The following is a 21600-nucleotide window of genomic DNA, read 5'->3' as shown; positions in this document are numbered from 1 at the left end:
CATGGCGGCCACCGACCAAGCCCCTTCGCTGTCGACGCGCGACCTGACGATCCGCTTCGGCGGCCACGTCGCGGTCAACGCGGTGACGGCGGATTTTTATCCGGGCACGCTGACCGTGATCGTCGGCCCGAACGGCGCCGGCAAGACCACCTATTTCAACCTGGTGTCGGGCCAGTTGCCGGCCACCTCGGGCAGCGTGCTGCTGGACGGCCACGACGTGACCAAGGCCGGCGCCGCGCGCCGCACGCGCCTGGGCATCGGGCGCGCCTTCCAGCTCACGAATCTGTTTCCGAACCTGACGGTGATGGAAAACGTGCGCCTGGCGGTACAGAGCCGCGCCGGGCTGGGCATGAATATGTTCTCGGTGTGGTTCGGGCACAAGGAACTCATCGCGCGCGCCGAGCATTACCTGGAGCGCGTGGCGATGTCGGCGAAGCGCGAGGCGCGCGTCGGCTCGCTGTCGCACGGCGACCAGCGCAAGCTGGAAGTGGCGATCCTGCTGGCGCTGGAGCCGCGCATCCTGATGTTCGACGAGCCGACCGCCGGCATGAGCGTGGACGAGGTGCCGGTGGTGCTGGAACTGATCCAGTCGGTCAAGCGCGACACCACCAAAACCGTGCTGCTGGTCGAGCACAAGATGGACGTGGTGCGCCAGCTGGCCGACCGCATCATCGTGCTGCACAACGGCACCCTGGTCGCGGACGGCAACCCGCATGAAGTGATGCAATCGAAGATCGTACAGGAAGCCTATCTTGGAACACCCGACACCGAACCCGCCGCTGCCCATGGCTGAACCCCTGTTGCGCCTCTCGGGTGTGCACACCCACATCGGCCAGTACCACATCCTGCAAGGCGTGGACCTGGTGGTCCCGCGCGGCGGCCTGTCGGTGCTGCTCGGCCGTAACGGCGCCGGCAAGACCACCACCCTGCGCACCATCATGGGCCTGTGGAAGGCCAGCGCCGGCAGCATCCATTTCGACGGCCAGGACATCGGTAAACTGGCCACGCCCGACATCGCCCGCCTCGGCATCGCCTACGTCCCGGAAAGCATGGCCGTGTTCTCGGACCTCACCGTGCGCGAGAACCTGCACCTGGCCGCGCGCAGCGGACCGATGGACGAGGCGCGTGTGGAGTGGATCTTCGGCTTCTTCCCGGCCCTGAAAAAATTCTGGAACTACCCGGCGGGGAACCTCTCGGGCGGCCAGAAGCAGATGGTGGCGATCGCCCGCGCCATCGTCGAGCCGCGCAAGCTGCTGCTGGTGGACGAGCCGACCAAGGGCCTCGCACCCGCCATCGTGCAAAGCCTGATCGCCGCCTTCCGCGAGCTGAAGGAGCACGACACCACCATCCTGCTGGTCGAGCAGAACTTCAACTTCGTGCGCTCGCTCGGCGACACCGTGAGCGTGATGGACGACGGCCGCGTGGCCCACGCCGGCACGATGGCGGCGCTGGCGAACGACGACGCATTGCAACAGCGCCTGCTCGGCCTGTCGCTGGCCGCACACCAATAGGACCTCTATCATGAGCGCTACTCTCCCTCGCACGCCGGCCGCACCGGCTGCCATGCCGCCACCGCAGGCCGATGCGCCCTTGCCGAGCGCGCCGCGCGACATCGCGCCGGTGCTGCTGGTGCCTGTACTGGCCCTGCTCATGCTGCCGCTGGTCGGCAGCTTCCCGACCTGGGTCACGCTGACCGTCGCCGGCCTCGCCATGGGCATGATGATCTTCATCATGGCCAGCGGCCTGACCCTGGTGTTCGGTTTGATGAACGTGCTGAACTTCGGCCATGGCGCCTTTGTCTCCGTGGGGGCCTTTGCCGCCACCCTCGTGCTGCTGCCGATGCGCGGCTGGCTCGAAATGGATTCGCTATTGGTGAACCTCGGCGTGCTGGCCCTGGCGGTGACGGTGGCGATGCTGGTCACCGCCCTGCTCGGCTGGGCCTTCGAGCGCGTGATCATCATGCCTGTCTACGGCCAGCATTTGAAACAGATCCTGATCACCATGGGCGGCATGATCGTCGCCGAACAATTGATCAACGTGATCTGGGGCGCCGAAACCATTCCGCTGCCGCTGCCCACCAGCCTGCGCGGCGCCATCTTCCTCGGCGACGCGGCCATCGAAAAATACCGGCTGGTGGCAGTGATCGTCGGGCTGGTGGTCTTCGCCGGCATGTTCCTGGTCCTGAACCGCACCAAGATCGGCCTCCTGATCCGCGCCGGCGTGGAAAACGGCGAGATGGTCGAGAGCCTGGGCTACCGCATCCGCCGCCTGTTCGTCGGCGTGTTCGCGGCCGGTTCCGCGCTGGCCGGCCTGGGCGGCGTGATGTGGGGCCTGTACAAGGAAACCCTGTCGGCGGCCATGGGCGGCGAGATCATGATCATGATCTTCATCGTCATCATCATCGGCGGCCTGGGGTCGGTGGGCGGCTGCTTCATCGGCGCGCTGCTGATGGCGCTGGTGGCCAACTACGCCGGCTTCCTGGCCCCAAAAATCGCACTGGTGTCGAACATCATCCTGATGATCGCGATCCTGCTGTGGCGCCCAGCCGGGCTGTATTCGAAGATGCGGAGCTGAGCATGATGAACCGACTTCTTTCCGGCGACCTGCCGCGCAGCCGCATCCTGTCCGCCGTGCTGGTCCTGATCCTGCTCGCGCTGGCGTTCGCGCCCTTTCTAACCAGCGGCGCGCGTCCGCTGAACATGGCGGCCACCATCTGCGTCTACATCGTGCTGGTGGCCTCCTACGACCTGCTGCTCGGCTATACCGGCATCGTCTCGTTCGCGCACACCATGTTCTACGGGATCGGCGCCTACGGCATCGGGCTGGGGCTGGCGTCCGTCGATGAACCGACCTGGGGCGTGGCCTTGAAAGGCCTGGGCCTGGCGCTGCTGCTGGCCCTGGTGCTGGCCTTTGTCGTCGGCCTGTTCGCGCTGCGCGTGCGGGCGATTTTCTACGCCATGATCACGCTGGCCGTGGCTTCTTCGTTTGCCGTGCTGGCGTCGCAACTGTCGGATTTGACCGGCGGCGAGGACGGCAAGACCTTCAGCGTGCCGGAAGTGTTGACGCCCGGCTTCACGCTGGTGGAAAACGAGGTGTTCGGGCGCGCCATCGACGGCAAGCTGCTCACCTATTACCTGGTGTTCTTCGGCTGCCTGCTGCTCTTCCTGTTCCTGCTGCGGCTGGTGAATTCGCCGTTCGGGCGGGTGCTGCAGGCGATCCGCGAAAATGAATTCCGCGCCGAGGCGCTGGGCTACCGCACCGTCGTCTACCGCATCTGGGCCAACTGCCTGGCGGCGCTGGTGGCGGCCCTGGCCGGCGCGCTGATGGCGCTGTGGCTGCGCTATGTCGGGCCGAAGACCTCGCTCGGTTTCGAGGTGATGACCGATATCCTGCTGATCGTCGTCATCGGCGGCATGGGCACGATGTACGGCGCGGTGGTGGGGGCCGCGCTGTTCATCCTGGCGCAGAACTATTTGAAAGAACTGATGGCGCACGGCTCGAGCGCGCTGGAAGGCGTGCCGCTGCTGGCGGCGGCCCTGCATCCAGACCGCTGGATGCTGTGGCTGGGCGTGTTGTTCGTGCTGTCGATCTATTTCTTCCCGGTCGGGATCGTGGGCAAGCTGCGGCTGCGCAGCTATTTCGCGAAACGCTGAACGTTCTTTCAGAGGCGCGGACACCTCTGTCCGCGCTTGCCACTCCCCGCTGAACATCTCCGGTTTTCGTAGGGTGGGCACTTGCACCCACCCTACCACCCCTCCCCCCAAACCGCCGAGTTACAGCACACCTTGAATAAAGATCAAGGTTCGCTCTTGTTCAGCTCATATGATGAACTGAACCATGGCCTCGTGTCAGCCAGGCGCGAGTTCGATGCCATCCCTCTGGCTTCGCATGAAAGCTCACCCATGAACTCTCTCAAGTCGTACGCAGCGGCCGGCGCGCTTGCGCTGGCGGCATTCGCGCCCGGGGCCGCCAGTGCCGCGGGCGTGGAAATCCTCAACGAAGGCTTCGACAACGTCGCCTCCCTCCCCGGCTGGACCCTGGTCAACAACAGCGTGCCGCCCGGCACCAACTGGTTCCAGGGCAATGCCGACGTGTTCGGCGCCCAGTCCGGCGCGCCGAACGCCTATGCCGCCGCCAACTACCTCGGCGCCGCCAACGGCCAGGGCGTGGTCGACAACTGGCTGATCACGCCGCTGCTGAACCTCACCGGCCTGACCAGCTTCTCGTTCTACACCGCGCACGAAGCGACGCCCGGCTTCTCCGACTTCCTGGAAGTGCGCTGGGCGGCCGGCAGCAACGGCGGCACCACCGCCTTCAACACCCTGCTGGCCACCTTCGGCGGCGTGGGCTCGCCCTACCCCACCAACTGGACCGCCTGGAGCAGCAACCTCAACCTCAACCTCCAGGGCGAAGGCCGGTTCGCGTTCCGCTACGTCGGCTCCGCCGATAGCCTGAACTATGTCGGCCTCGATACGGTCCGAGTAGTCACGGCGGTGCCGGAACCTTCGCTGTACGCAATGCTGGCCCTTGGCCTGGGCGCCCTGACTTTCATGCGCCGCAGGCAGGCTGACTGAAGCAAACCGAGCAATTCAACGCGTTCCGGAGACCCACCATGTCATCCAAAAAAATGTTAGCGGCGCTGCCCCTGGCCGCCATCTGCCTCATGCCGCATCACGCCTCAGCCCAGGACCAGCAAGGCATGGTCGTCGTCCGCGACGCCCAGACCGGCCAGCTGCGCGCCCCCACCGCGGCCGAAAGCCGCGCCCTCGCGCCCAAGTCGACTGCCGCGATGGCGGCGCCGGCGCGCCCGGCCATGGTCACCCACCCGGGCGGCGCGCGCCAGGTACGCCTGGGCGAGCGCGGCCTCGTGTATTCGGTAGTCACGCGCGACGGCGACGGCAAGCTGAGCGACCAGTGCGTCCATGGCGCGCAGGCGGCCGAGCAGGCCGTGCACGACCATGCCAAGCACAGCCGGCAAGACGGGCAAACCGGGCAAGCCACGCAGGCACACGATGACAAGGAGGGTCGCCATGAAGTCCGCTAATTCCCTGCAGCGCCCGGCCGCCGCATTTTCAGCTGCCCTCGCCCTCGCCTTTGCGGCATTCGCCGCGCCCGTGCAGGCGGCCACCATCACCATCGTCAACCAGAACGCCGCCGGCATCGGCTTCAACGACCCCACGCCGGCCACCCCGGTCGGCGGCAACCCGGGCACCACGCTCGGCCAGCAGCGCCTGTACGCCTTCCAGTACGCCGCCAACATCTGGGGCGCCACGCTCACCAGCAACGTGCCGATCCGCATCGGCGCCTCCTTCGTGCCGCTCTCGTGCACCGCCAACAGCGCCGTGCTCGGCTCGGCCGGCGCCAACGAGATCTGGTCCGACTTCACCAACGCGCCGCGCCAGAACACCTGGTACCCGAGCGCGCTGGCCAGCAAGCTGGCCGGGGTCGACGTCGCCACGCCGGGCGAGCCGCACATCATTGCGCGCTTCAATTCGCGCCTTGGCCTGTTCGCCGACTGCCTGCCCGGCTCCGGCTTCTACCTCGGCACCGACAACAACGCCGCCGGCCAGATCGACCTGGTCACCGTGCTACTGCACGAAATGGCGCACGGTCTCGGCTTCCAGACCTTCACCGACGACGAAACCGGCGCCGAGATCCAGGACATCCCCTCGATCTGGGACCACTACCTAGTCGACAACCGTACCGAGCGCCTGTGGGTCGACATGACGCCTGCCGAGCGCGTGGCCTCGGCCATCAGCGGCGACGGCCTGTCGTGGAACGGCCCGATCGTCACCGCGGCCGTGCCCCAGGTGCTCGATCCGAAATCGCGCCTGACAGTCGCTGGCAGCGCCGCCGGCAACGCCGCCGGCAATTACGAAGTGGGCGACGCCTCCTTCGGCCCGCCGCTGGGCGCCACGGCCGTCACCGGCCAGCTGATGCCGGTGGTCGAGCAGCCCGACGGCACCGGCCTGGCCTGTACCGCCCTGAACGAGGTGAATGCGCTGGCGGTACGCGGCAATATCGCCCTGGTCTCGCGCGGCAGCTGCGACTTCGTCGCCAAGGCGCGCAACGTCCAGGCTGCCGGTGCGATCGGCATGATCGTGGCGGATAACGCGCCGGGCGAAGCGGTCGGCATGAGCGGAGACGATCCGAGCATCACGATTCCGTCGGTACGCGTTACCCAGGAAGCCGGCAACACCCTGCGCGCCGCGCTGGCTTCGCGTTCGCGCACCCGTTCCGGCGTGACGGCCAGCCTCGGCATCGACCCGACCCGCCTGGCCGGCACCGACGCCCAGCGCCGCATCCTGATGTACACGCCAACCACCAACGCACCGGGCTCGTCGACCTCGCACTACACGACCGATGCCAAGCCGAACCAGTTGATGGAGCCGTCGATCAACTCGGACCTGTCGCACACGGTCACGCCGCCGCGCGACCTGACGTATCCGCTGCTGCAGGACATTGGCTGGTGATATTGCTGGAGGCTGTGGCTGCTGGAGGCTGTAGCTGCTGAAGACTGTAACCGCTGGGTTCGGTTGTTCGGCGAAGGTGAAACGCGGTCGCCGAAGCGGCAGCCGACAGGCGGTAGCAAAACAAAAGGCCGGCCACCCGAGGGTGCCGGCCTTTTTTCACGGCGCCGATGAGGCGCCTATGGGTATTACTGCTGTTGCTGCTTGGCGTTGTAAGCCTTGACGCCATTGACGATCTCGGCTTTCGCTTCGTCTGGACCAGCCCAGCCCTCGACCTTGACCCACTTGCCTTTTTCGAGGTCCTTGTAGTGCTCGAAGAAGTGCTGGATCTGCTGCAGGCGCAGGTCTTGCAGGTCTTCCGGCTTTTGCCAGTGGCTGTAGATCGGCAGGATCTTGTCGACCGGCACAGCCAGGACCTTGGCGTCACCGCCGCCTTCGTCGGTCATCTTCAGCACGCCGATCGCGCGGCAACGCACGACCACGCCAGGAATCAGCGGGAACGGGGTGATGACCAGCACGTCGCATGGGTCGCCGTCGTCCGACAGGGTTTGCGGCACGTAGCCGTAGTTGCACGGGTAGTGCATCGCGGTGCCCATGAAGCGATCGACGAAGATCGCGCCGGTGTCCTTGTCCACTTCGTACTTGATCGGATCGGCGTTCATCGGGATTTCGATGATGACGTTGAAATCGTTCGGCACATCGCGGCCGGCTGGGACGTTGTTCAAGCTCATGGAGTGTTCCTTGGTTGCTGAAGATTCAATAAAGGGAAGCATTATATCGAATAGGCATGGGCTTGTGCGGTGCGGTGGGGTGCCGTGCGGCATTGCGGTTTGAAAGGCGGTGCGCGAGCGGTAGTGGGGCTGTTGCCTGTGCCGTTCGTGGTGTGTTTGATCCGCGTGGGCACGGAGTGCCCACCCTACGGATGAGGCCGCGGGTTCGGCACTGCGTGCCTCGAAAAGGAAACCCCGACGTTAGCGTAATGCTTTGTGGCCCGGAACCTTTCCCGTAGGGTGGGCACTCCGTGCCCACGCGGATTCAACGTACCGATAACGGTACAGGCAACAGCCCCATTACCAGCAGCAATCGGTGTCCCAAAAACCGATCAAAGAATATTCGCCAACGCACTATGCCGATAATGCCCCGCTGCCTTCGCATCCTGCCCCAGCGCCTCGTGCAGCTGGGCCAGCTTCAGGTGCACGTCGCGCACCATCGCCGAATCCGTCGCATCCGACAATGCCTGCTCCAGGTAGCGCTGCGCCTTGCCCCACAGCTTCTGGCGCAGGCACAGCGAGCCCAGCGCGAACGCCAGTTCCGCATCGTTCGGACGCTCGCGCAGCCAGCCTTCGCAGTTCTCGATCTGCGCCAGCAGCGTGGCCGATCCCGCCGGCCCGGCCGCATCGCGGTAAGCCCGCACCACCCGCTCGTCCCAGCCCGCGCGCAGTGCCTCCTCGGCAATCACGCGCGCCTCGTCGTGCAGGCCGCTGGCATTGAAAGCGGTGGCGGCGCGCGCCGCGATGTAGGGCTGGGTACGGTCCGCCGCCGGCACCTCGGCCCACACGCGGCGGATCGCCTCCGGATCGTGGCCCTCTTCCGACAGCAGCGCCTCGTAGGCCAGCTCGCGCAGCCGCGCTGCCAGCGCGGGGTGCAGCGCCTTGCGTTTATCCAGGATGCGCACCAGGCGCAGCACTTCCGGCCAGTTGCGCGCCTGCTGGTGCGCCTTCATCGACCATTGCAGCGCGTGGATGTGGCGCTGGCCGCTGGCGTTCAGTTCATCGGCCGCCTGCAGCGCCGCCTCCGGCTGGTGGTCGTCGACCAGCAGCTCGATGACGGTCATCAGGCGCGCCGTTTTCATGCTGTTGTCGCCCGCGATGCCGGCCAGCCAGGCGTCGCGCCGCGCCGGCTCGCGCATGCGGTGCGCGGCGCGGGCGCCGATCAGGGCCGCCAGGCCGGCGTTCTCGGGCAGCTCGGCGGCGCGCATGGCCGCCTTTTCGGCGTGGCCGAAGCGTCCTTCCAGCAAGGCCTTCAGGGCGTCGCGCAGGCCCTTGTTGCCTTCGCGCTCGCGCTTGCGCAGGCGGTAGGCGGCCACGCGCTGCGGCATGCGCAGCGTCGAGCGCACCGCGCGCACCAGGCCGTAGAGCATCAGGAACAGCAGCGCCAGCAGCACCACGAACAGGTTCAGCGACATGTCGATCCGGTGCGGCGGGTAGAACAGCACCACGTTGCCCGGATTGAAGCGCGCCGTCACGGCGATGCCGATGGCGGCAGCCATCAGGGCGACTAACCAGAGGAGTAAACGCATGGATCAGGGCTTCGTCTTGTAGTTGCGCACGGCGTTCAGGCTGTCGGCCAGCGTCGGCATCTCGATCGACAGGTTGTTCGCCTGCACCTGGCGCAGCGCCGCCTGCGCCTGCTGGGTCGTACGGGCCCGCGTGTCGAAATACTTGTCCAGGGTCTGGCGCGCGGCGGTCAGGTCGTCGCCGAAGGTGCCTTCGTCGCGCGAGAGCAGCGCCATGCGCGCGTTTAGCAGGCGCAGTTTCAGGTTCTCGCGCACGAAATAACGCTGGTCTGGCGACAGCATCAGCGCGTCCGGCGTGTTCACGCTGCGCACGCGGATCAGCTGGCGGATGTCGTCCCACATTTCCTGGGTCCAGTTGCGCCAGGTTTGCACCATGCGCTCGCCCACGCCCAGCGGCGCCGGCGCAGCCGCTCCGGCCGGGGCGGATGCCGCGGCGCTTTTCTCCTGCACGCGCGCTTCGCGCACCGGCACGGCCGGCAGCAGCGGCTTTTCGTCGGACACCAGCGGCAGCGTGTCGACCTGGGCGATCACGCTGTCGAGGCGCACGGCCACGCCGGCCAGGTCCACCGCCGGCAGGGCCTTGAGTTTTTCCATGTCGCTGGCAATCGCGCGGCGCACGGTGATGAACTGCGGCTTGTCGGAACGCGACAGCGAACGGTCGGCGTTCTGCAGCGCGATCAGCGCGCCCTGCACGTTGCCGGCCAATTGCAGCTGCTGGCTGGCCGTCGACAGCACCTGCTCGACTTCCGACAGCGCCCATTCGTCGCGGCTCTTCGACAGGTCCTGGTAGAGCTGCTCGAGCGCCAGCTGCTGGCTCTGGCTCTCCATCTGGCGGCTTTCCAGCACCCCGACCTTCAACTGCAGGGCCTTCGACTGCTCGGCAACGTCGCGCGCCAGCGAAGCGGTCTCGGCGTTGATCTCATTGCCCTTCTGCAGGCTGAGCGCCATCTCCTTGCGCAGCGTGTTGATGCGGCTGTGGCTCGACCAGGTCTGGGCGGCCAGCAGCACCGCCAGCGCGATCACGGCCAGCGGCAGCGGACGCATCAGCGTGTCGGCCAGGCTCGGGCCGCGTACCGGCGCGCGCGAGTAATCGGGAGCCGGCGCCGGGGGCGCAACGGTGGGCTGCGTCGGCGGCAGCTCTGGATGATTCGGCAATTCGTTCATGTTCTAGATTGTAACGCGGCAAGCAGGCGCTCGTCGCCCGAGCCGGTGAGCGTGACGTGCGCCATTCCCAGCGCCGCGGCCGTTTCCGCGATGCGCGCATGGGGAACGATCGCATGCTGCTGTTGCATTTTTGCCACTAAAGACGGATCGGCCATCGCCAGCAGGCCGAAAAGACCGCGCAGCGCCTCGGAACTGGTGAGTATCCAGTCGTTCGATTCGGCCAGCAATGCGCGCAAGGCCGCGGCCAGTTCCGGCGTCAGGACCGGCACGCTGCGCCGGTAGGCCGGCACCACGCTGACCTCGGCGCCGGCGGCGCGAAAGCCGTCGGCCATCAGTTCGCGCCCGGACTCGCCGCGCACGATCAGCACGCGCTTGCCGCGCAAGGCCGCCAGGTCGAGCGATTCCAGCAGGTTCTCGGAGTCGCTGCGGGTCGGGTCCTGCGGCCCGAGGATAGTGGCATTGGCCTCGGTCAGGCCATGGCGCGCCAGCGCGGCGCGGCTTCCCTCGCCCAGCACGGCCAGCGCCACCTGGCGCGGCCAGGCATTCAGCCGATGCGGCACATGGGCGAATGCGGCGTCGATGGCGTTCGGCGAAACGAAAGCGACCAGGGCAAAGCTGTCGAGCTCGTCCAGGGCAGCGCGCAGCGCCGAGGGGTCGGCCAGCGGCGCGATCTCCAGCAGCGGCAGCAGCACCGGCGTGCGTCCCAGCGCGGCAACGGCTTGCGCCAGGCCATCGGCCTGGGCGCGCGGCCGCGTGATGACGACCTTGTCAGGCATCGGCAGCGGCGTCCTGCTTGACCGCATCGACGATCGCCTGCGCGTCCTGCTGTGCCAGCAGTGCCGACACGCGCTCGCCCAGCAGCTCGGGCTGATTCGCGGTGCCGGTCAGTTCGGCAAACGCGCTGCGCTTGCCGTCGGGCGTGGCGACCATCGCGCGCAGGTGCATGTTGGCGCCGTCGACCGTGGCGTGCGCGGCCAGCGGAATCTGGCAGCTGCCGCCGAAGATCTTCGACACCTTGCGCTCGGCCATGACGGCATGGGCGGTGTCCACGTGGTTCAGCGGCGCCAGCAGCGCGCGCAGGTCGACGCCATCGGTGCGCTCGTTGCTGGCGATCTCGATCGCCATCGCGCCCTGGCCGGCGGCCGGCAGGCTCATCTCCGGGTCCAGCACGCTGCGGATACGCTGCGGCAATCCGAGGCGGATCAGGCCGGCGGCAGCCAGGATGATGGCGGCGTAGTCGCCACGGTCGAGCTTGCCCAGGCGGGTGTCGAGGTTGCCGCGCAGCGGCTGAATGACCAGGTGCGGGTAGCGCGCGGCGATCAGGGCCTGGCGGCGCAGGCTGCTGGTGCCGACCACGGCGCCGGGCGGGAGTGCATCCAGGCTGGCGTAGTCGTTCGAGACGAACGCGTCGCGCGGGTCTTCGCGTTCGAGCACGGCGGCCAGCTCGAACCCTTCGGGCAGGTCCATCGGCACGTCTTTCAGCGAGTGCACGGCCAGGTCGGCGCGGCCCTCGGCCATCGCCACTTCCAGTTCCTTCACGAACAGGCCCTTGCCGCCCACCTTCGAGAGCGTGCGGTCGAGGATCTGGTCGCCACGCGTCGTCATCCCGAGGATGCTAATTTGGCAATCTGGATATAATGCGGCGAGACGGTCGCGCACGTGCTCCGCCTGCCACATGGCGAGGCGGCTCTCGCGCGATGCGATAATCAGTTGCGATGGCACTTCCACCTGCTGCGTCATGTCGGATGCTTTCAAAACAAATTCTTTCACTGTCGTTGCTCACCAGCCGATGCCAGTAAAGGCCCTTGCAAAGGACCATAAATTTTAGCATGGGGCTTCATTGCAGATCGTGGCCGACCGCCACGTACCAACCGGCGAGCGCGTGAAAAAATCCTCCATGGCTGCGTTGCATCGTCTCGCCGTACAAGTGTACTGTCGCCGATGCGCCTTGCCCTGAAGTTTTTTCACACGCTCTAAGTTTCTAACTTAAGAAGATTAGTGGTCGCTATGGACAAACAAGTTGTACCTGACACCCTCGCCGGCGCCGACAAGGACGCCCCGCTGAAAGAAGATATCCGCCTGCTCGGCCGCCTGCTCGGCGACGTACTGCGCGACCAGGAAGGCGACGCCGTCTTTGACGTCGTCGAGACCATCCGCCAGACCGCCGTGCGCTTTCGCCGCGATGCCGATCCCGAGGCCGGCCAGGAGTTGACAAGCCTGCTGCACAAGCTGACGCGCAACCAGACCATCTCAGTGGTGCGCGCATTCTCGTACTTTTCGCACCTGGCGAACATCGCCGAAGACCAGCACCACAACCGCCGGCGCCGCACCCACCTGCTGAACGGTTCGCCGCCGCGCGAAGGCAGCGTCGGCTACGCGCTCGGCAAGCTGCGCGCCGCCGGCGTCGAGCAAACCACGGTCGAGCGCTTCTTCAAGGACGCCCTGATCTCGCCGGTGCTGACCGCCCACCCGACCGAGGTGCAACGGAAAAGCATCCTCGACGCCGAGCACGACATCGCGCGCCTGCTGGCCGAACGCGATTTGCCGCTCACGCCCAAGGAGCAGGTGCGCAACCTGCAGCTGATGCATGCCCGCATCGCCACCCTGTGGCAAACGCGCATGCTGCGCTACACCAAGCTGACGGTGGCCGACGAAATCGAGAACGCCCTCTCCTACTACCGCATCACCTTCCTGCGCGAGCTGCCCGCCCTGTACGACGACATCGAGGACGAGATCGGCGTGCAATACCACGGCGCGCCGGCCCAGCTGGGCGACGCCGCCTACGTGCAGATGGGCAGCTGGATCGGCGGCGACCGCGACGGCAACCCGAACGTGAACGCCGGCACCATGCGCCACGCCGTGATGCGCCACGCCACCACCATCCTCGACTGGTACCTGGACGAAGTGCACACGCTCGGCGCCGAACTGTCGACCTCCACGCTGATGGTCGACATCACGCCCGCCATGCAGTCGCTGGCCGAGCGCTCGACCGACCAGTCGCCGCACCGCGAGGACGAACCCTACCGCCGCGCCCTGATCGGCATGTATGCGCGCCTGGCCGCCAGCGCGCGCGAACTGGGCGCCACCAATATCCTGCGCAAGGAAGTCGGCCACGCCGAGCCCTACGCCGACGCGAACGAATTCGCGCAAGACCTGCAGATCATCGCCGACTCGCTCACGGCAAACCACGGCGCCATGCTGATCCTCCCGCGCCTGGCGGGCCTGATGCGGGCGGCGCGCATCTTCGGCTTCCACCTCGCCTCGCTCGACATGCGCCAGACTTCGGACGTGCACGAGCGCGTGCTGGCCGAACTGTTCGAAAAAGGCGGCGTCGAAGCCGACTACGCGGCGCTGTCGGAAGACGACAAGGTGAAACTGCTGCTGGCCGAACTGGCGCAGCCACGCCTGCTCTACACGCCGTACGAGCGCTATTCCGACGAGACCGAATCCGAGCTGGCCATCGTGCGCGCCGCGCGCGAGATCCGCGAGCGCTACGGCACGCGCGCGATCCGCAACTACATCATTTCGCATACCGAGGCGGTGTCCGACCTGCTGGAAGTGCTGCTGCTGCAGAAGGAAGGCGGCCTGCTCCACGTTGCCCAGGGCAAGTCGGACGTGATGGTGATCCCGCTGTTCGAGACCATCCCGGACTTGCAGCGCGCGGGCGCCATCATGGAAGAATGGATGGCCTTGGCGCCGGTGGCGCGCGTGATCGAGCACCAGGGGCGGCTGCAGGAAGTCATGCTCGGCTACTCGGACTCGAACAAGGACGGGGGCTTCCTCACCTCGAACTGGGAGCTGTACCAGGCCGAGCTGAAGCTGGTGGAAGTCTTCGAGCGCGCGAAAGTGAAACTGCGCCTGTTCCACGGCCGCGGCGGCACTGTCGGCCGCGGCGGCGGCCCGAGCTACCAGGCGATCCTGGCGCAGCCGCCGGGCACGGTGAACGGCCAGATCCGCCTGACCGAACAGGGCGAGATCATCGCCTCGAAGTTCTCGAACCCCGAGATCGGCCGCCGCAACCTGGAACTGCTGGTCGCAGCCACGCTGGAAGCCAGCCTGACGCCGCACTCGACCGAAGGCGCCAAGGCCGAGCGCCTGGCGCGCTTCGAGGGCGTGATGGCGGAGCTGTCCGAGCGTGCATACAAGGCTTACCGCAACCTGGTCTACGAAACGCCGGGCTTCACCGACTACTTCTTCGCCGCCACGCCGATTGCCGAGATCGCGGAACTGAACCTCGGTTCGCGCCCGGCCTCGCGCAAGTCGACGCGCCGCATCGAAGACCTGCGCGCGATTCCCTGGGGCTTCTCCTGGGGCCAGTGCCGCCTGCTGCTGCCGGGCTGGTATGGCTTCGGGTCGGCGGTGGCGGGCTGGCTGCAGGACGGCCCGCAGGAAGAGCGCCTGGCCACGCTGCAGGAGATGTTCAAGGAGTGGCCCTTCTTTGCGACGCTGCTGTCGAACATGGACATGGTGCTGGCCAAGACCGACCTGGCGATTGCCTCGCGCTACGCCGAACTGGTGCCGGATGCGGCGCTGCGCGAGCGCATCTTCAAGCGCATCGCAGCGGAGCACGGCGAAACCATCCGCCGCCTGGAAGCGATCACCGGCGCCGATGAACGCCTAGCCGGCAACCCGCTGCTGGCGCGCTCGATCCAGAACCGCTTCGCCTACCTCGACCCGCTGAACCACTTGCAGGTCGAGCTGATCCACCGCCACCGCGCGATGTCGCGCAAGGCGGGCGAAGACGGAGGCGGCGAAATGGACCCGCGCGTGCACCGCGGGATTCACCTGTCGATCAATGGTGTCGCCGCCGGGCTGCGTAACACGGGCTGAGGGTTTCGTAGCGTGGATGGCTCGTGATCCAGGCCCCCAGCCTGGATCACTTTAGTCCCCGGACTGAATCACTCCACGCGTCGATCGCCGTGCGATGACCGGCCATATTCGCGGTGCTTGCCGCGCGCCTGCTAATATCCTGTCGTTTACCCAACGATTACCGCATTTGAGAACTGCCGTCTTCACTCCTCCCGGCCCCAGGCGCCTGCAGATTGCGATCGCAATCTCCGTGCTCGCGCACGCGCTGCTATTGAGTCTCACGCTCGGTGGTGAAGCCTTCGGCCTCCCCGGCCTGCACTTCCCCTGGGAAGAACGGCGCTTCGCCGCGAATGACCTGCGTATTTCGCTGGCGCCGGCCCGGCAGAAGCCCGCCGCGCCCGCAGCGGCGCCCGAGAAGGCGCCCGAGACAACACCTCCCGCACCATCGCCAGACGTCCAGGCGACACCGGTCCTCGCAGCCAGGCGCACCGAGTCGGGCAAACCCGCAACGATGACGTTGCCGGCACCAGCCGCGCAGGAAGCGGCGCCCGCTGCCGCACCACCTGCCCCTTCCCCTGCTCCGCGTCCCGCACCGCCGGCACCGCTGGCCGATCGTCCCGCCGTGACCCTGCCGAGCATCGCCGACACCCAGGCCGCAGACGAAGAACAACGCCGCCAGGACGCCGCCCAGGCCGAGCAAACGGCCGCGCGCGAGGCAGCGCAGCGGGAGGCGGAACGCATCGCACTCGTCCAGGACGAAACCCGCCAGCGCGAAGCCATCCTGCAGGCGCAGGCGCGCGCCGAGCAGGCAGCGCAGGCCGATGCCGCGCGGCGGGAGGCCGAACGCCAGGAAGCCGAGCGCCGGGAACTGGCGCAGCAGGAAGCGCAACGCCGCGCGGCACAGGACCAGAAAGCAGCGCAGGAACAGGCGCGGCTTGCCGAGCAGGCGCGCCAGGACGCCGAGCGCATGGAGGCCGCACGCCGCGAAGCCGAACGCGAGGAAGGTGCGAGACAGGCGCAGCTTGAGGCCCAGAGGCAGGAAGCCGCCCGGCGCGAAGCCGCAAGACAGGAAGTCATCGCCCGGGAAGCCGTACGTCAGGAAGCTGTACGTCAGGAAGCTGCGGGCCTGGAACAGGCAAAGCAGGAACAGGCACGCCTGGCACAGCGCGAAGCGGAGAAGCAGGAAGCTGCGCGACGCGAAGCCGCCCAACGCGAAGCAGCCCGCCAGGACGCCATCGCGCGCGAGGCCGCACGCCAGGAACAGGCACGCCTGGCGCAACGCGAAGCAGACAGGCAGGAAGCCGCCCGCCAGGAAGCCGCCGAGCGAGAAGCCGCCCGCCAGCAAGCGGCGCAGCAGGAACTGGCGCGTCAGGAGGCTGCACGCCAGGAAGCCGGCAGGCAGGAGCAGGCCCGCCAGGACGCGGCAAGGCAGGCCCAGAAAAAACTGGACCTGGCCCAGCGCGAGAAAGCCGAGCGTGAAGCGCAGCGCGAAGAGCGCCTGCGCGCCATCGGCCGCCAGCTGAACGAAGAAGCCGCAAAGCGTGACGCCGCCGCCAAGCTCCCGCCCACCACCAGCGGCCTGCGCCGCGGCTGGCTGTTCGGCCGCAGCGACCCGAACGCCGAGATGATCCAGTACGCGCAAGCGATGAGCCAGAAGATCGAAATGAACCAGACCTTCGACACCGTGCGCGAACTGGTGAAACAGCCGCATGCGCAGCCAGTCGTCACGGTCGCGGTGCGCGCCGACGGCACGGTCGAGAAAGTGACCTTCGTGGTGTCGAGCGGCGTGCGTGCGCTGGACGCCGCAATCGAGCACGTCGTAACCAGCCAGGCGCCCTACGGCAAATTTCCGCCGGCCCTGGCACGCCAGTACGACGTGATCGAGATTCGCCGCACCTGGATCTTCGACATGGCGATCCGCCTGGAATGACGCCGGCCAGTCCGCTCCCACGCGGCTAGCCTGTCGAGAAATTTTACAGCCCGCCTCATGAAAAAGCGTACCCAACAGTCAACACATTGATTCTACTGGGAATATTTTTCCTGGCATCAATCTTGCATATACATAATTATTGATTCCAGGAGAGTATATGAAAAGCATGAAACAAACCGGTCGCAGCATCGTCATCGCCGCCGCACTCGCCATGGCTTCGGCCAGCGCATTCGCTACACCGGTCAACAGTGTCGTCAACGGCGGTTTCGAAGGGCCGAGCACGAACGGCCACTACACCTACCTGGGTGGCCAGACGGTCGACGGCTGGACCTTTAGCGGCAACGCCGGCGTCGCCGCGAACAACTCGGGCTTCAATGTCTCGAACGCCACCGGCGCCCAGGCTGCCTTCCTGCAGCAGGAAGCGGAGATTTCGCAAGTCTTCAACTTCACCAAGAGCCTGCTGTCCCTGTCGTTCGATGCGGAAGCACGCGGCTGGGGCTGGGGCGGCAACGTCATCCAGGTCCTGGTCGACGGCGTCGCCCTGAGCTTCACCGGCGCGACCACCCTGCTCCCGGGTTCGAACTCGTCGTTCACGACCTACACCAGCGACTTCATCGCCCTCAGCGCCGGCACCCACACCCTGCGCTTCGTCGGCATCGGCGGCAACGGCGACGTAACCTCGTTCATCGACAACGTGTCGATCAACGCCGTTCCCGAGCCACTCAGCCTGAGCCTGATGGGCCTGGGCATGCTGGCACTCGGCGCGAGCCGCCGCAAGGCTGGCAAGAAGGCCTGAGCACTTCCGCCACGACGCGCCGCTCCGGCAACCGGACGGCGCCAGCAACCCACCTCGCGTGGGTTTTTTTACGCCTGAACAGGCCCTGAGGGCGCGGCAGCCGCACCGGTTTGCCCGAAGAACCAGCCGCGAAAGCGTTCCAGGGCGCTGTCCTGCGCCTTGTCCTCGCGGTAGGCAAAGTAATGGTGCGTCTCTTCCAGCACCAGTTCCTCTTCCACCGGCCGAATCAACAACCCCTTGTCGATCAATGGCGCCACCAGGTGGTCGAAGCCCAGCGCCACGCCCTGCCCCGTCAGCACCATCTGGATCAAGAGGTTGTAGTCGTTGGCATTGAAGTAGTGCGCCCCGGTCTTCAGGCGCTCTTCGATATCCAGGTGATGGATCGCCAGCCATACGCCCCAATCCACATGCTCGGCAATCTGCGACCGTCCGTGCGGACTCAGGTTCAGCAGCACGCCATTCCGTAGTCCCTCCAGGCTGCGGATCCCGGGGTGCGCCTCGAGATAGGCCGGCGTACACACCGGATAGATCCGATCGTGGAACAGCGGCACGCTGACATAGCCCTCGCGCACGCGCGGCATCTTGGTGATGAAGACATCGGGGTACATGCCCGGCTCCAGCGCCAGGAAATTCTGCGTGGTGATCAGGTCGAGGTCGATGTCGGGATTGGCGCTGAAGAAGTCAGGCAGCCGGTGCGCCATCCACAGGGCCGAGAACGCCGGCGAACAGCACAGCACCAGCGTGCGCCTGGCATGTTCGCCGTAGTCCTTGCGGATGCGGGTGGCGGCCTGGGCGATGTTCAGGAACGACAGCTGGGCCGCCTCGAAGAAGATCGAGCCCGCATTGGTCAGCTTCACCGAACGCCCGGTGCGCTCGAACAGGATGGTGCCGAGGTGCTCTTCGAGCTCGCGGATCTGGCGGCTGATTGCGGCCTGGGTCACGCACAGCGCTTCGGCGGCGCGGGTGAAGCTCTGGTAGCGCGCCGCCACCACGAAGCACTTCACCGCCCGCAGCGAAGGCATCTTGAGCAGGGTCTCGTCGGTGGAGGGGTGTTTATTCATAACGCCATGTTATCAATAGTCCGGACAAAAAGTCGATTGTGGGGAGCACGCCGACTATCTAGACTTCATTACAAATAAAACACGACAGAGGCAGCGGCCCGCACGCATTATCCGGCAATTATTTATTTCCATCTATTTCTGAGTAGATGCAAATAAGAGCGGGAATAATGATTCGACGACGCGCCTCGACTTTCTGCAAACAGGCATGCCGATTTACGGCGCCGCAGAAAATGGAGACGACAAATGAAGATTCGCGCCACGCCCAAAGACGATGCGATGTGCGGCTGGTATCACACCGCCCCTGCGCGCCAGGCCAGGCCTGCCCACATGGGAAATACAACCACCCGCTGGACCGTCCTCGGCGCCGGATTCACCGGCCTCGCCGCTGCCCGCCAATTGGCCGCGCATTATCCGGACCAGGAAATCGTGCTGGTCGACGCCCAGGAAGTCGGTTTCGGCACCTCGGGCCGGAATGCCGGCTTTGCCATCGACCTGCCGCACGATATCGGCGCCGAGGATTACATCGGCGACATCGGTATCGCGAAAACCACCCTGAAACTGAACCGGCTCGGCCAGACCATCCTGCACGGCCTGGTCGAACAGCACGGCATCGATTGCCAGTTGCGCGCCAGCGGCAAATACCAGGCCGCCGTCGAGCCGCGCGGCATCGCCGTGCTGGAGGCTTACCGGCGCGGGCTGGACAAGCTGGGCGAACCCTACGAAGTCATCCCCGGCAAGGACTTGCCCGGGCACCTGGGCACCGCATTCTACCGCCAGGCCCTGTTCACGCCGGGCACCATGCTGGTGCAGCCCTCGGCCCTGGTCAAGGGCCTGGCCGACACCCTGCCGCCGAACGTCACCCTGTACGAAAACACGCCGATCACCGAGGTCGACTACGGCGACAAGGTCACGCTGACGCACACCAAAGGGCGCATTGTGAGCGACAAGCTGATCCTCGCCAACAATGCCTTCGGCGCGCGCTTCGGCTTCCTGCAGCGCACCGTGCTGCCGATGTATCTGTACGCCAGCCTGACGCGTCCGCTTACCGAGGCCGAGCAAGCCAGCCTGGGTGGCAAGCCATTCTGGGGCGTGATTCCTGCCGATCCCTACGGCAGCACCGTGCGCCGCACGCACGACAACCGCATCCTGATCCGCAACAGCTTCAGCTTCAATCCCGACCAGCAATCGCGGCCGGACTGCCTGGCGCGCTTCGTGCACAAGCACCGCGAATCGTTCGCAAGGCGCTTCCCGATGCTGCCGGAGGTCGATTTCGACTACACCTGGAGCGGCTCGCTGGCCCTGACGCAGAACCACCAGAGCTTCTTCGGCCAGCTGGCGCCGAACGTGTACGGCGCGCTGTTCTGCAACGGACTGGGAATCACCCGCGGCACCGTCACCGGCACCCTGCTGGCCGACATGATCGCCGGGCAGCGCCATGAACTGACCGACTTCCTGCTGTCCACCTCCAGCCCGAACGTTTTGCCGCCGGAACCCTTCCTGTCGGTGGGCGTGAATGCCACGCTGTGGTGGGGCCAGCGCAAGGCCGGCCGGGAAAGCTGATTCGATTCATCGACCTATTTTATTCAATCCGGAGTGTTTTTAACGCCGTAACGATTACCGCAATTCCCGAACCGCTTTTTAATTCGGACATTAACTAGTCGCAGATCCATTAAATATACCAGGAGACAATCTGCCATGAATAACCCTACCCTCGCATTCGATGATGCCGGATTAAACAAGACATCAATCGAAGACGTCCCGCTCAATCGCTTTCACCAGCTCATGACCATCCGCGCGGGCGGCGGATGGATACTCGACGGTTATATCCTGAGTATTATCGGCGTCGCCATCGTCCAGTTTTCGGATGTCCTGAAACTGAACTCGTTCTGGCAAGGCATGGTGGCAGCCTCGGCCATGCTCGGCACCTTCTGCAGCGGCTTCCTCGGCGGCTGGCTGACCGACAAGCTGGGACGCCGGCGCCTGTTCTTCGTCGGCCCCATCCTGTTCATCGCCGGTTCGCTCGGCACCTACTGGGTCGAGTCGGGCACGGCGCTGCTGATCCTGCGCTTCCTGGTCGGGGTCGGCGTCGGTCTCGAATACCCGGTGGCGGGCTCGCTGCTCACCGAATTCCTGCCGCAAAAACACCGCGGCCCGCGCCTGGCCGGGCTGACCATCATGTGGTTCATCGGCGCCGCCCTGTCGTACATGGTCGGGAATGCGATCCTGGCGCAAGGCGGCGACGACGCCTGGCGCACCGTCCTGGCCAGCTCCGCGGTGCTCGGCGTGCTGCTGTTCCTGGTGCGCCTGGGAACGCCTGAATCGCCGCGCTGGCTGATCAGCAAGGGCCGCTTCGACGAAGCCGACCGCGTCATCAAGCAGGTGTATGGCCCCGCGTTCTCGCTGGCCAACATGCCGCGCCAGGAATGCGAAAGGAAAATCGGCCTCGGCGACCTGCTGCACTCCGGCTACGGCAAGCGCATGTTGTTCGTGATCGTCTTCTGGACCGCGGCCGTGGTGCCGATGTTCGCCGTGTACTCCTTCGCCCCCGTGGTGCTGGACGCATTGAAGCTCAAGGGCGACTGGGCCGCCTACGGCTCGGTGATGATCACCCTGCTGTTCGTGGTCGGCTGCGTGGTCGCCACCCGCCTGATCGACTCCATGGGACGCCGCCCGCTCGTGATCCACAGCTTCCTGTGGTCGAGCCTGGCCTTGCTGGGGCTGGGCCTGTTCTCAAGCGGCTCGGAGCTGCCGGTATTGCTGATGTTCGGTGCCTACGCCCTTTTCATCGGCGGCGCCCAGGTGCTGGAACTGGTCTATCCGAACGAACTCTTTCCCACCGAGGTGCGCGCATTCGCGGTCGGCATCGGCTCGTCCATGACGCGGGTCGGGTCCGCCGCCGGCACCTGGCTGGTGCCGATCTCGCTGCACAACTATGGCATCGGCACCACGATGTACGCGGCCGCGGCGGTGTCCGCGATCGGCCTGCTCGCCTCGGTGCTGCTGGCGCCCGAAACGCGCGGCATGAGCCTGGAGCAGGCCGCCTCATTGAAACGCTAACACTGATTATCCACGAG

18 protein-coding genes are annotated in these 21600 nt (G+C 66.2%); 12 read left to right on the top strand and 6 right to left on the bottom strand.

Annotated elements, in window-relative coordinates:
• Position 1: 1 nt before the first annotated feature.
• The 7 genes from LK540_RS00275 to LK540_RS00245 all read left to right on the top strand — a co-directional run bounded on the left by LK540_RS00275 (position 2) and on the right by LK540_RS00245 (position 6473).
• The gene (locus LK540_RS00275; protein ID WP_229434888.1) at positions 2-793 is read left to right on the top strand and encodes an ABC transporter ATP-binding protein; all 792 of its coding nucleotides are present in this window, start codon (positions 2-4) and stop codon (positions 791-793) included.
• The gene (locus tag LK540_RS00270) at positions 786-1511 is read left to right on the top strand and encodes an ABC transporter ATP-binding protein (protein WP_229434886.1); all 726 of its coding nucleotides are present in this window, start codon (positions 786-788) and stop codon (positions 1509-1511) included. Before LK540_RS00275 ends, LK540_RS00270 begins: the two co-directional genes overlap by 8 nt.
• Positions 1512-1521: 10 nt before the next feature.
• Complete coding sequence (locus tag LK540_RS00265; RefSeq protein WP_374041301.1) at positions 1522-2574, top strand: branched-chain amino acid ABC transporter permease; 1053 nt, start codon at positions 1522-1524, stop codon at positions 2572-2574.
• 5 nt (positions 2575-2579) lie between these two features.
• Complete coding sequence (locus LK540_RS00260; RefSeq protein WP_229435902.1) at positions 2580-3653, top strand: branched-chain amino acid ABC transporter permease; 1074 nt, start codon at positions 2580-2582, stop codon at positions 3651-3653.
• 249 nt (positions 3654-3902) lie between these two features.
• Positions 3903-4574 carry a choice-of-anchor J family PEP-CTERM protein gene (locus tag LK540_RS00255; protein ID WP_229434884.1) on the top strand — a complete coding sequence of 224 codons (672 nt, stop codon included), beginning with the start codon at positions 3903-3905 and terminating at the stop codon, positions 4572-4574.
• Positions 4575-4612: 38 nt separating this feature from the next.
• A complete protein-coding gene (locus LK540_RS00250; RefSeq protein WP_229434882.1) occupies positions 4613-5044 on the top strand; it encodes a post-PEP-CTERM-1 domain-containing protein in 432 nt (143 codons plus the stop codon).
• Positions 5031-6473, top strand: a complete 1443-nt coding sequence (locus LK540_RS00245) for a PA domain-containing protein (RefSeq protein WP_229434881.1) — start codon at positions 5031-5033, stop codon at positions 6471-6473. The genes LK540_RS00250 and LK540_RS00245 overlap by 14 nt, the downstream gene beginning before the upstream one ends.
• 185 nt (positions 6474-6658) lie before the next feature.
• Here the strand turns inward: LK540_RS00245 and ppa are convergent, their stop codons facing one another.
• From ppa to hemC, 5 genes are all read right to left on the bottom strand, one after another.
• Positions 6659-7201, bottom strand: a complete 543-nt coding sequence (gene ppa / locus LK540_RS00240) for an inorganic diphosphatase (RefSeq protein ID WP_229434879.1) — start codon at positions 7199-7201, stop codon at positions 6659-6661.
• 371 nt (positions 7202-7572) lie between these two features.
• Entirely contained in the window at positions 7573-8769 is a 1197-nt protein-coding gene (locus LK540_RS00235) for a heme biosynthesis HemY N-terminal domain-containing protein (RefSeq protein WP_267498620.1), read from the bottom strand.
• Between the two features lie 3 nt (positions 8770-8772).
• Positions 8773-9930, bottom strand: a complete 1158-nt coding sequence (locus LK540_RS00230) for a uroporphyrinogen-III C-methyltransferase (protein ID WP_229434877.1) — start codon at positions 9928-9930, stop codon at positions 8773-8775.
• Positions 9927-10706 (bottom strand): uroporphyrinogen-III synthase, encoded by a 780-nt coding sequence (locus LK540_RS00225; RefSeq protein ID WP_229434875.1) that lies wholly within the window; start codon positions 10704-10706, stop codon positions 9927-9929. Before LK540_RS00225 ends, LK540_RS00230 begins: the two co-directional genes overlap by 4 nt.
• Positions 10699-11670: a hydroxymethylbilane synthase gene (gene hemC, locus LK540_RS00220; protein ID WP_229435900.1), complete on the bottom strand. Its 972-nt coding sequence runs from the start codon at positions 11668-11670 to the stop codon at positions 10699-10701. Before hemC ends, LK540_RS00225 begins: the two co-directional genes overlap by 8 nt.
• A gap of 267 nt (positions 11671-11937) precedes the next feature.
• Between hemC and ppc the strand changes: the two genes are divergently transcribed.
• From ppc to LK540_RS00205, 3 genes are all read left to right on the top strand, one after another.
• The gene (gene ppc / locus LK540_RS00215) at positions 11938-14760 is read left to right on the top strand and encodes a phosphoenolpyruvate carboxylase (RefSeq protein ID WP_229434873.1); all 2823 of its coding nucleotides are present in this window, start codon (positions 11938-11940) and stop codon (positions 14758-14760) included.
• A 250-nt stretch (positions 14761-15010) separates the two neighbouring features.
• Complete coding sequence (locus LK540_RS00210; protein ID WP_229434871.1) at positions 15011-16669, top strand: TonB C-terminal domain-containing protein; 1659 nt, start codon at positions 15011-15013, stop codon at positions 16667-16669.
• Between the two features lie 166 nt (positions 16670-16835).
• Positions 16836-17465 carry a PEP-CTERM sorting domain-containing protein gene (locus LK540_RS00205; RefSeq protein ID WP_229434870.1) on the top strand — a complete coding sequence of 210 codons (630 nt, stop codon included), beginning with the start codon at positions 16836-16838 and terminating at the stop codon, positions 17463-17465.
• Between the two features lie 68 nt (positions 17466-17533).
• On the opposite strand, the gene LK540_RS00200 is transcribed toward LK540_RS00205, so the two are convergent.
• A complete protein-coding gene (locus LK540_RS00200) occupies positions 17534-18526 on the bottom strand; it encodes a LysR substrate-binding domain-containing protein (protein WP_229434868.1) in 993 nt (330 codons plus the stop codon).
• A 243-nt stretch (positions 18527-18769) separates the two neighbouring features.
• Here LK540_RS00200 and LK540_RS00195 point away from each other — a divergent pair, with 243 nt between their 5' ends.
• Both LK540_RS00195 and LK540_RS00190 read left to right on the top strand, forming a co-directional pair.
• Positions 18770-20086 carry an FAD-binding oxidoreductase gene (locus LK540_RS00195; RefSeq protein ID WP_229434866.1) on the top strand — a complete coding sequence of 439 codons (1317 nt, stop codon included), beginning with the start codon at positions 18770-18772 and terminating at the stop codon, positions 20084-20086.
• A gap of 135 nt (positions 20087-20221) precedes the next feature.
• Positions 20222-21583: an MFS transporter gene (locus LK540_RS00190; protein WP_229434864.1), complete on the top strand. Its 1362-nt coding sequence runs from the start codon at positions 20222-20224 to the stop codon at positions 21581-21583.
• The last annotated feature ends 17 nt before the right edge of the window (positions 21584-21600 follow it).

Source organism: Massilia sp. IC2-278, assembly GCF_020708045.1.
In the GTDB taxonomy this organism is placed as follows: domain Bacteria; phylum Pseudomonadota; class Gammaproteobacteria; order Burkholderiales; family Burkholderiaceae_D; genus Telluria.
Note: the sequence above shows the minus strand (reverse complement) of the source record. Positions and strands in the feature narration are given on the sequence as shown.

Coding starts and splice junctions, on each gene's coding strand:
- ppa (WP_229434879.1), bottom strand. CDS start 7,201: ATGAGCTTGAACAACGTCCCAGCCGGCCGCGATGTGCCGAACGATTTC.
- LK540_RS00245 (WP_229434881.1), top strand. CDS start 5,031: ATGAAGTCCGCTAATTCCCTGCAGCGCCCGGCCGCCGCATTTTCAGCT.
- LK540_RS00190 (WP_229434864.1), top strand. CDS start 20,222: ATGAATAACCCTACCCTCGCATTCGATGATGCCGGATTAAACAAGACA.
- LK540_RS00225 (WP_229434875.1), bottom strand. CDS start 10,706: ATGCCTGACAAGGTCGTCATCACGCGGCCGCGCGCCCAGGCCGATGGC.
- LK540_RS00200 (WP_229434868.1), bottom strand. CDS start 18,526: ATGAATAAACACCCCTCCACCGACGAGACCCTGCTCAAGATGCCTTCG.
- LK540_RS00250 (WP_229434882.1), top strand. CDS start 4,613: ATGTCATCCAAAAAAATGTTAGCGGCGCTGCCCCTGGCCGCCATCTGC.
- LK540_RS00275 (WP_229434888.1), top strand. CDS start 2: ATGGCGGCCACCGACCAAGCCCCTTCGCTGTCGACGCGCGACCTGACG.
- LK540_RS00205 (WP_229434870.1), top strand. CDS start 16,836: ATGAAACAAACCGGTCGCAGCATCGTCATCGCCGCCGCACTCGCCATG.
- LK540_RS00270 (WP_229434886.1), top strand. CDS start 786: ATGGCTGAACCCCTGTTGCGCCTCTCGGGTGTGCACACCCACATCGGC.
- ppc (WP_229434873.1), top strand. CDS start 11,938: ATGGACAAACAAGTTGTACCTGACACCCTCGCCGGCGCCGACAAGGAC.
- hemC (WP_229435900.1), bottom strand. CDS start 11,670: ATGACGCAGCAGGTGGAAGTGCCATCGCAACTGATTATCGCATCGCGC.
- LK540_RS00235 (WP_267498620.1), bottom strand. CDS start 8,769: ATGCGTTTACTCCTCTGGTTAGTCGCCCTGATGGCTGCCGCCATCGGC.
- LK540_RS00265 (WP_374041301.1), top strand. CDS start 1,522: ATGAGCGCTACTCTCCCTCGCACGCCGGCCGCACCGGCTGCCATGCCG.
- LK540_RS00195 (WP_229434866.1), top strand. CDS start 18,770: ATGAAGATTCGCGCCACGCCCAAAGACGATGCGATGTGCGGCTGGTAT.
- LK540_RS00260 (WP_229435902.1), top strand. CDS start 2,580: ATGAACCGACTTCTTTCCGGCGACCTGCCGCGCAGCCGCATCCTGTCC.
- LK540_RS00255 (WP_229434884.1), top strand. CDS start 3,903: ATGAACTCTCTCAAGTCGTACGCAGCGGCCGGCGCGCTTGCGCTGGCG.
- LK540_RS00230 (WP_229434877.1), bottom strand. CDS start 9,930: ATGAACGAATTGCCGAATCATCCAGAGCTGCCGCCGACGCAGCCCACC.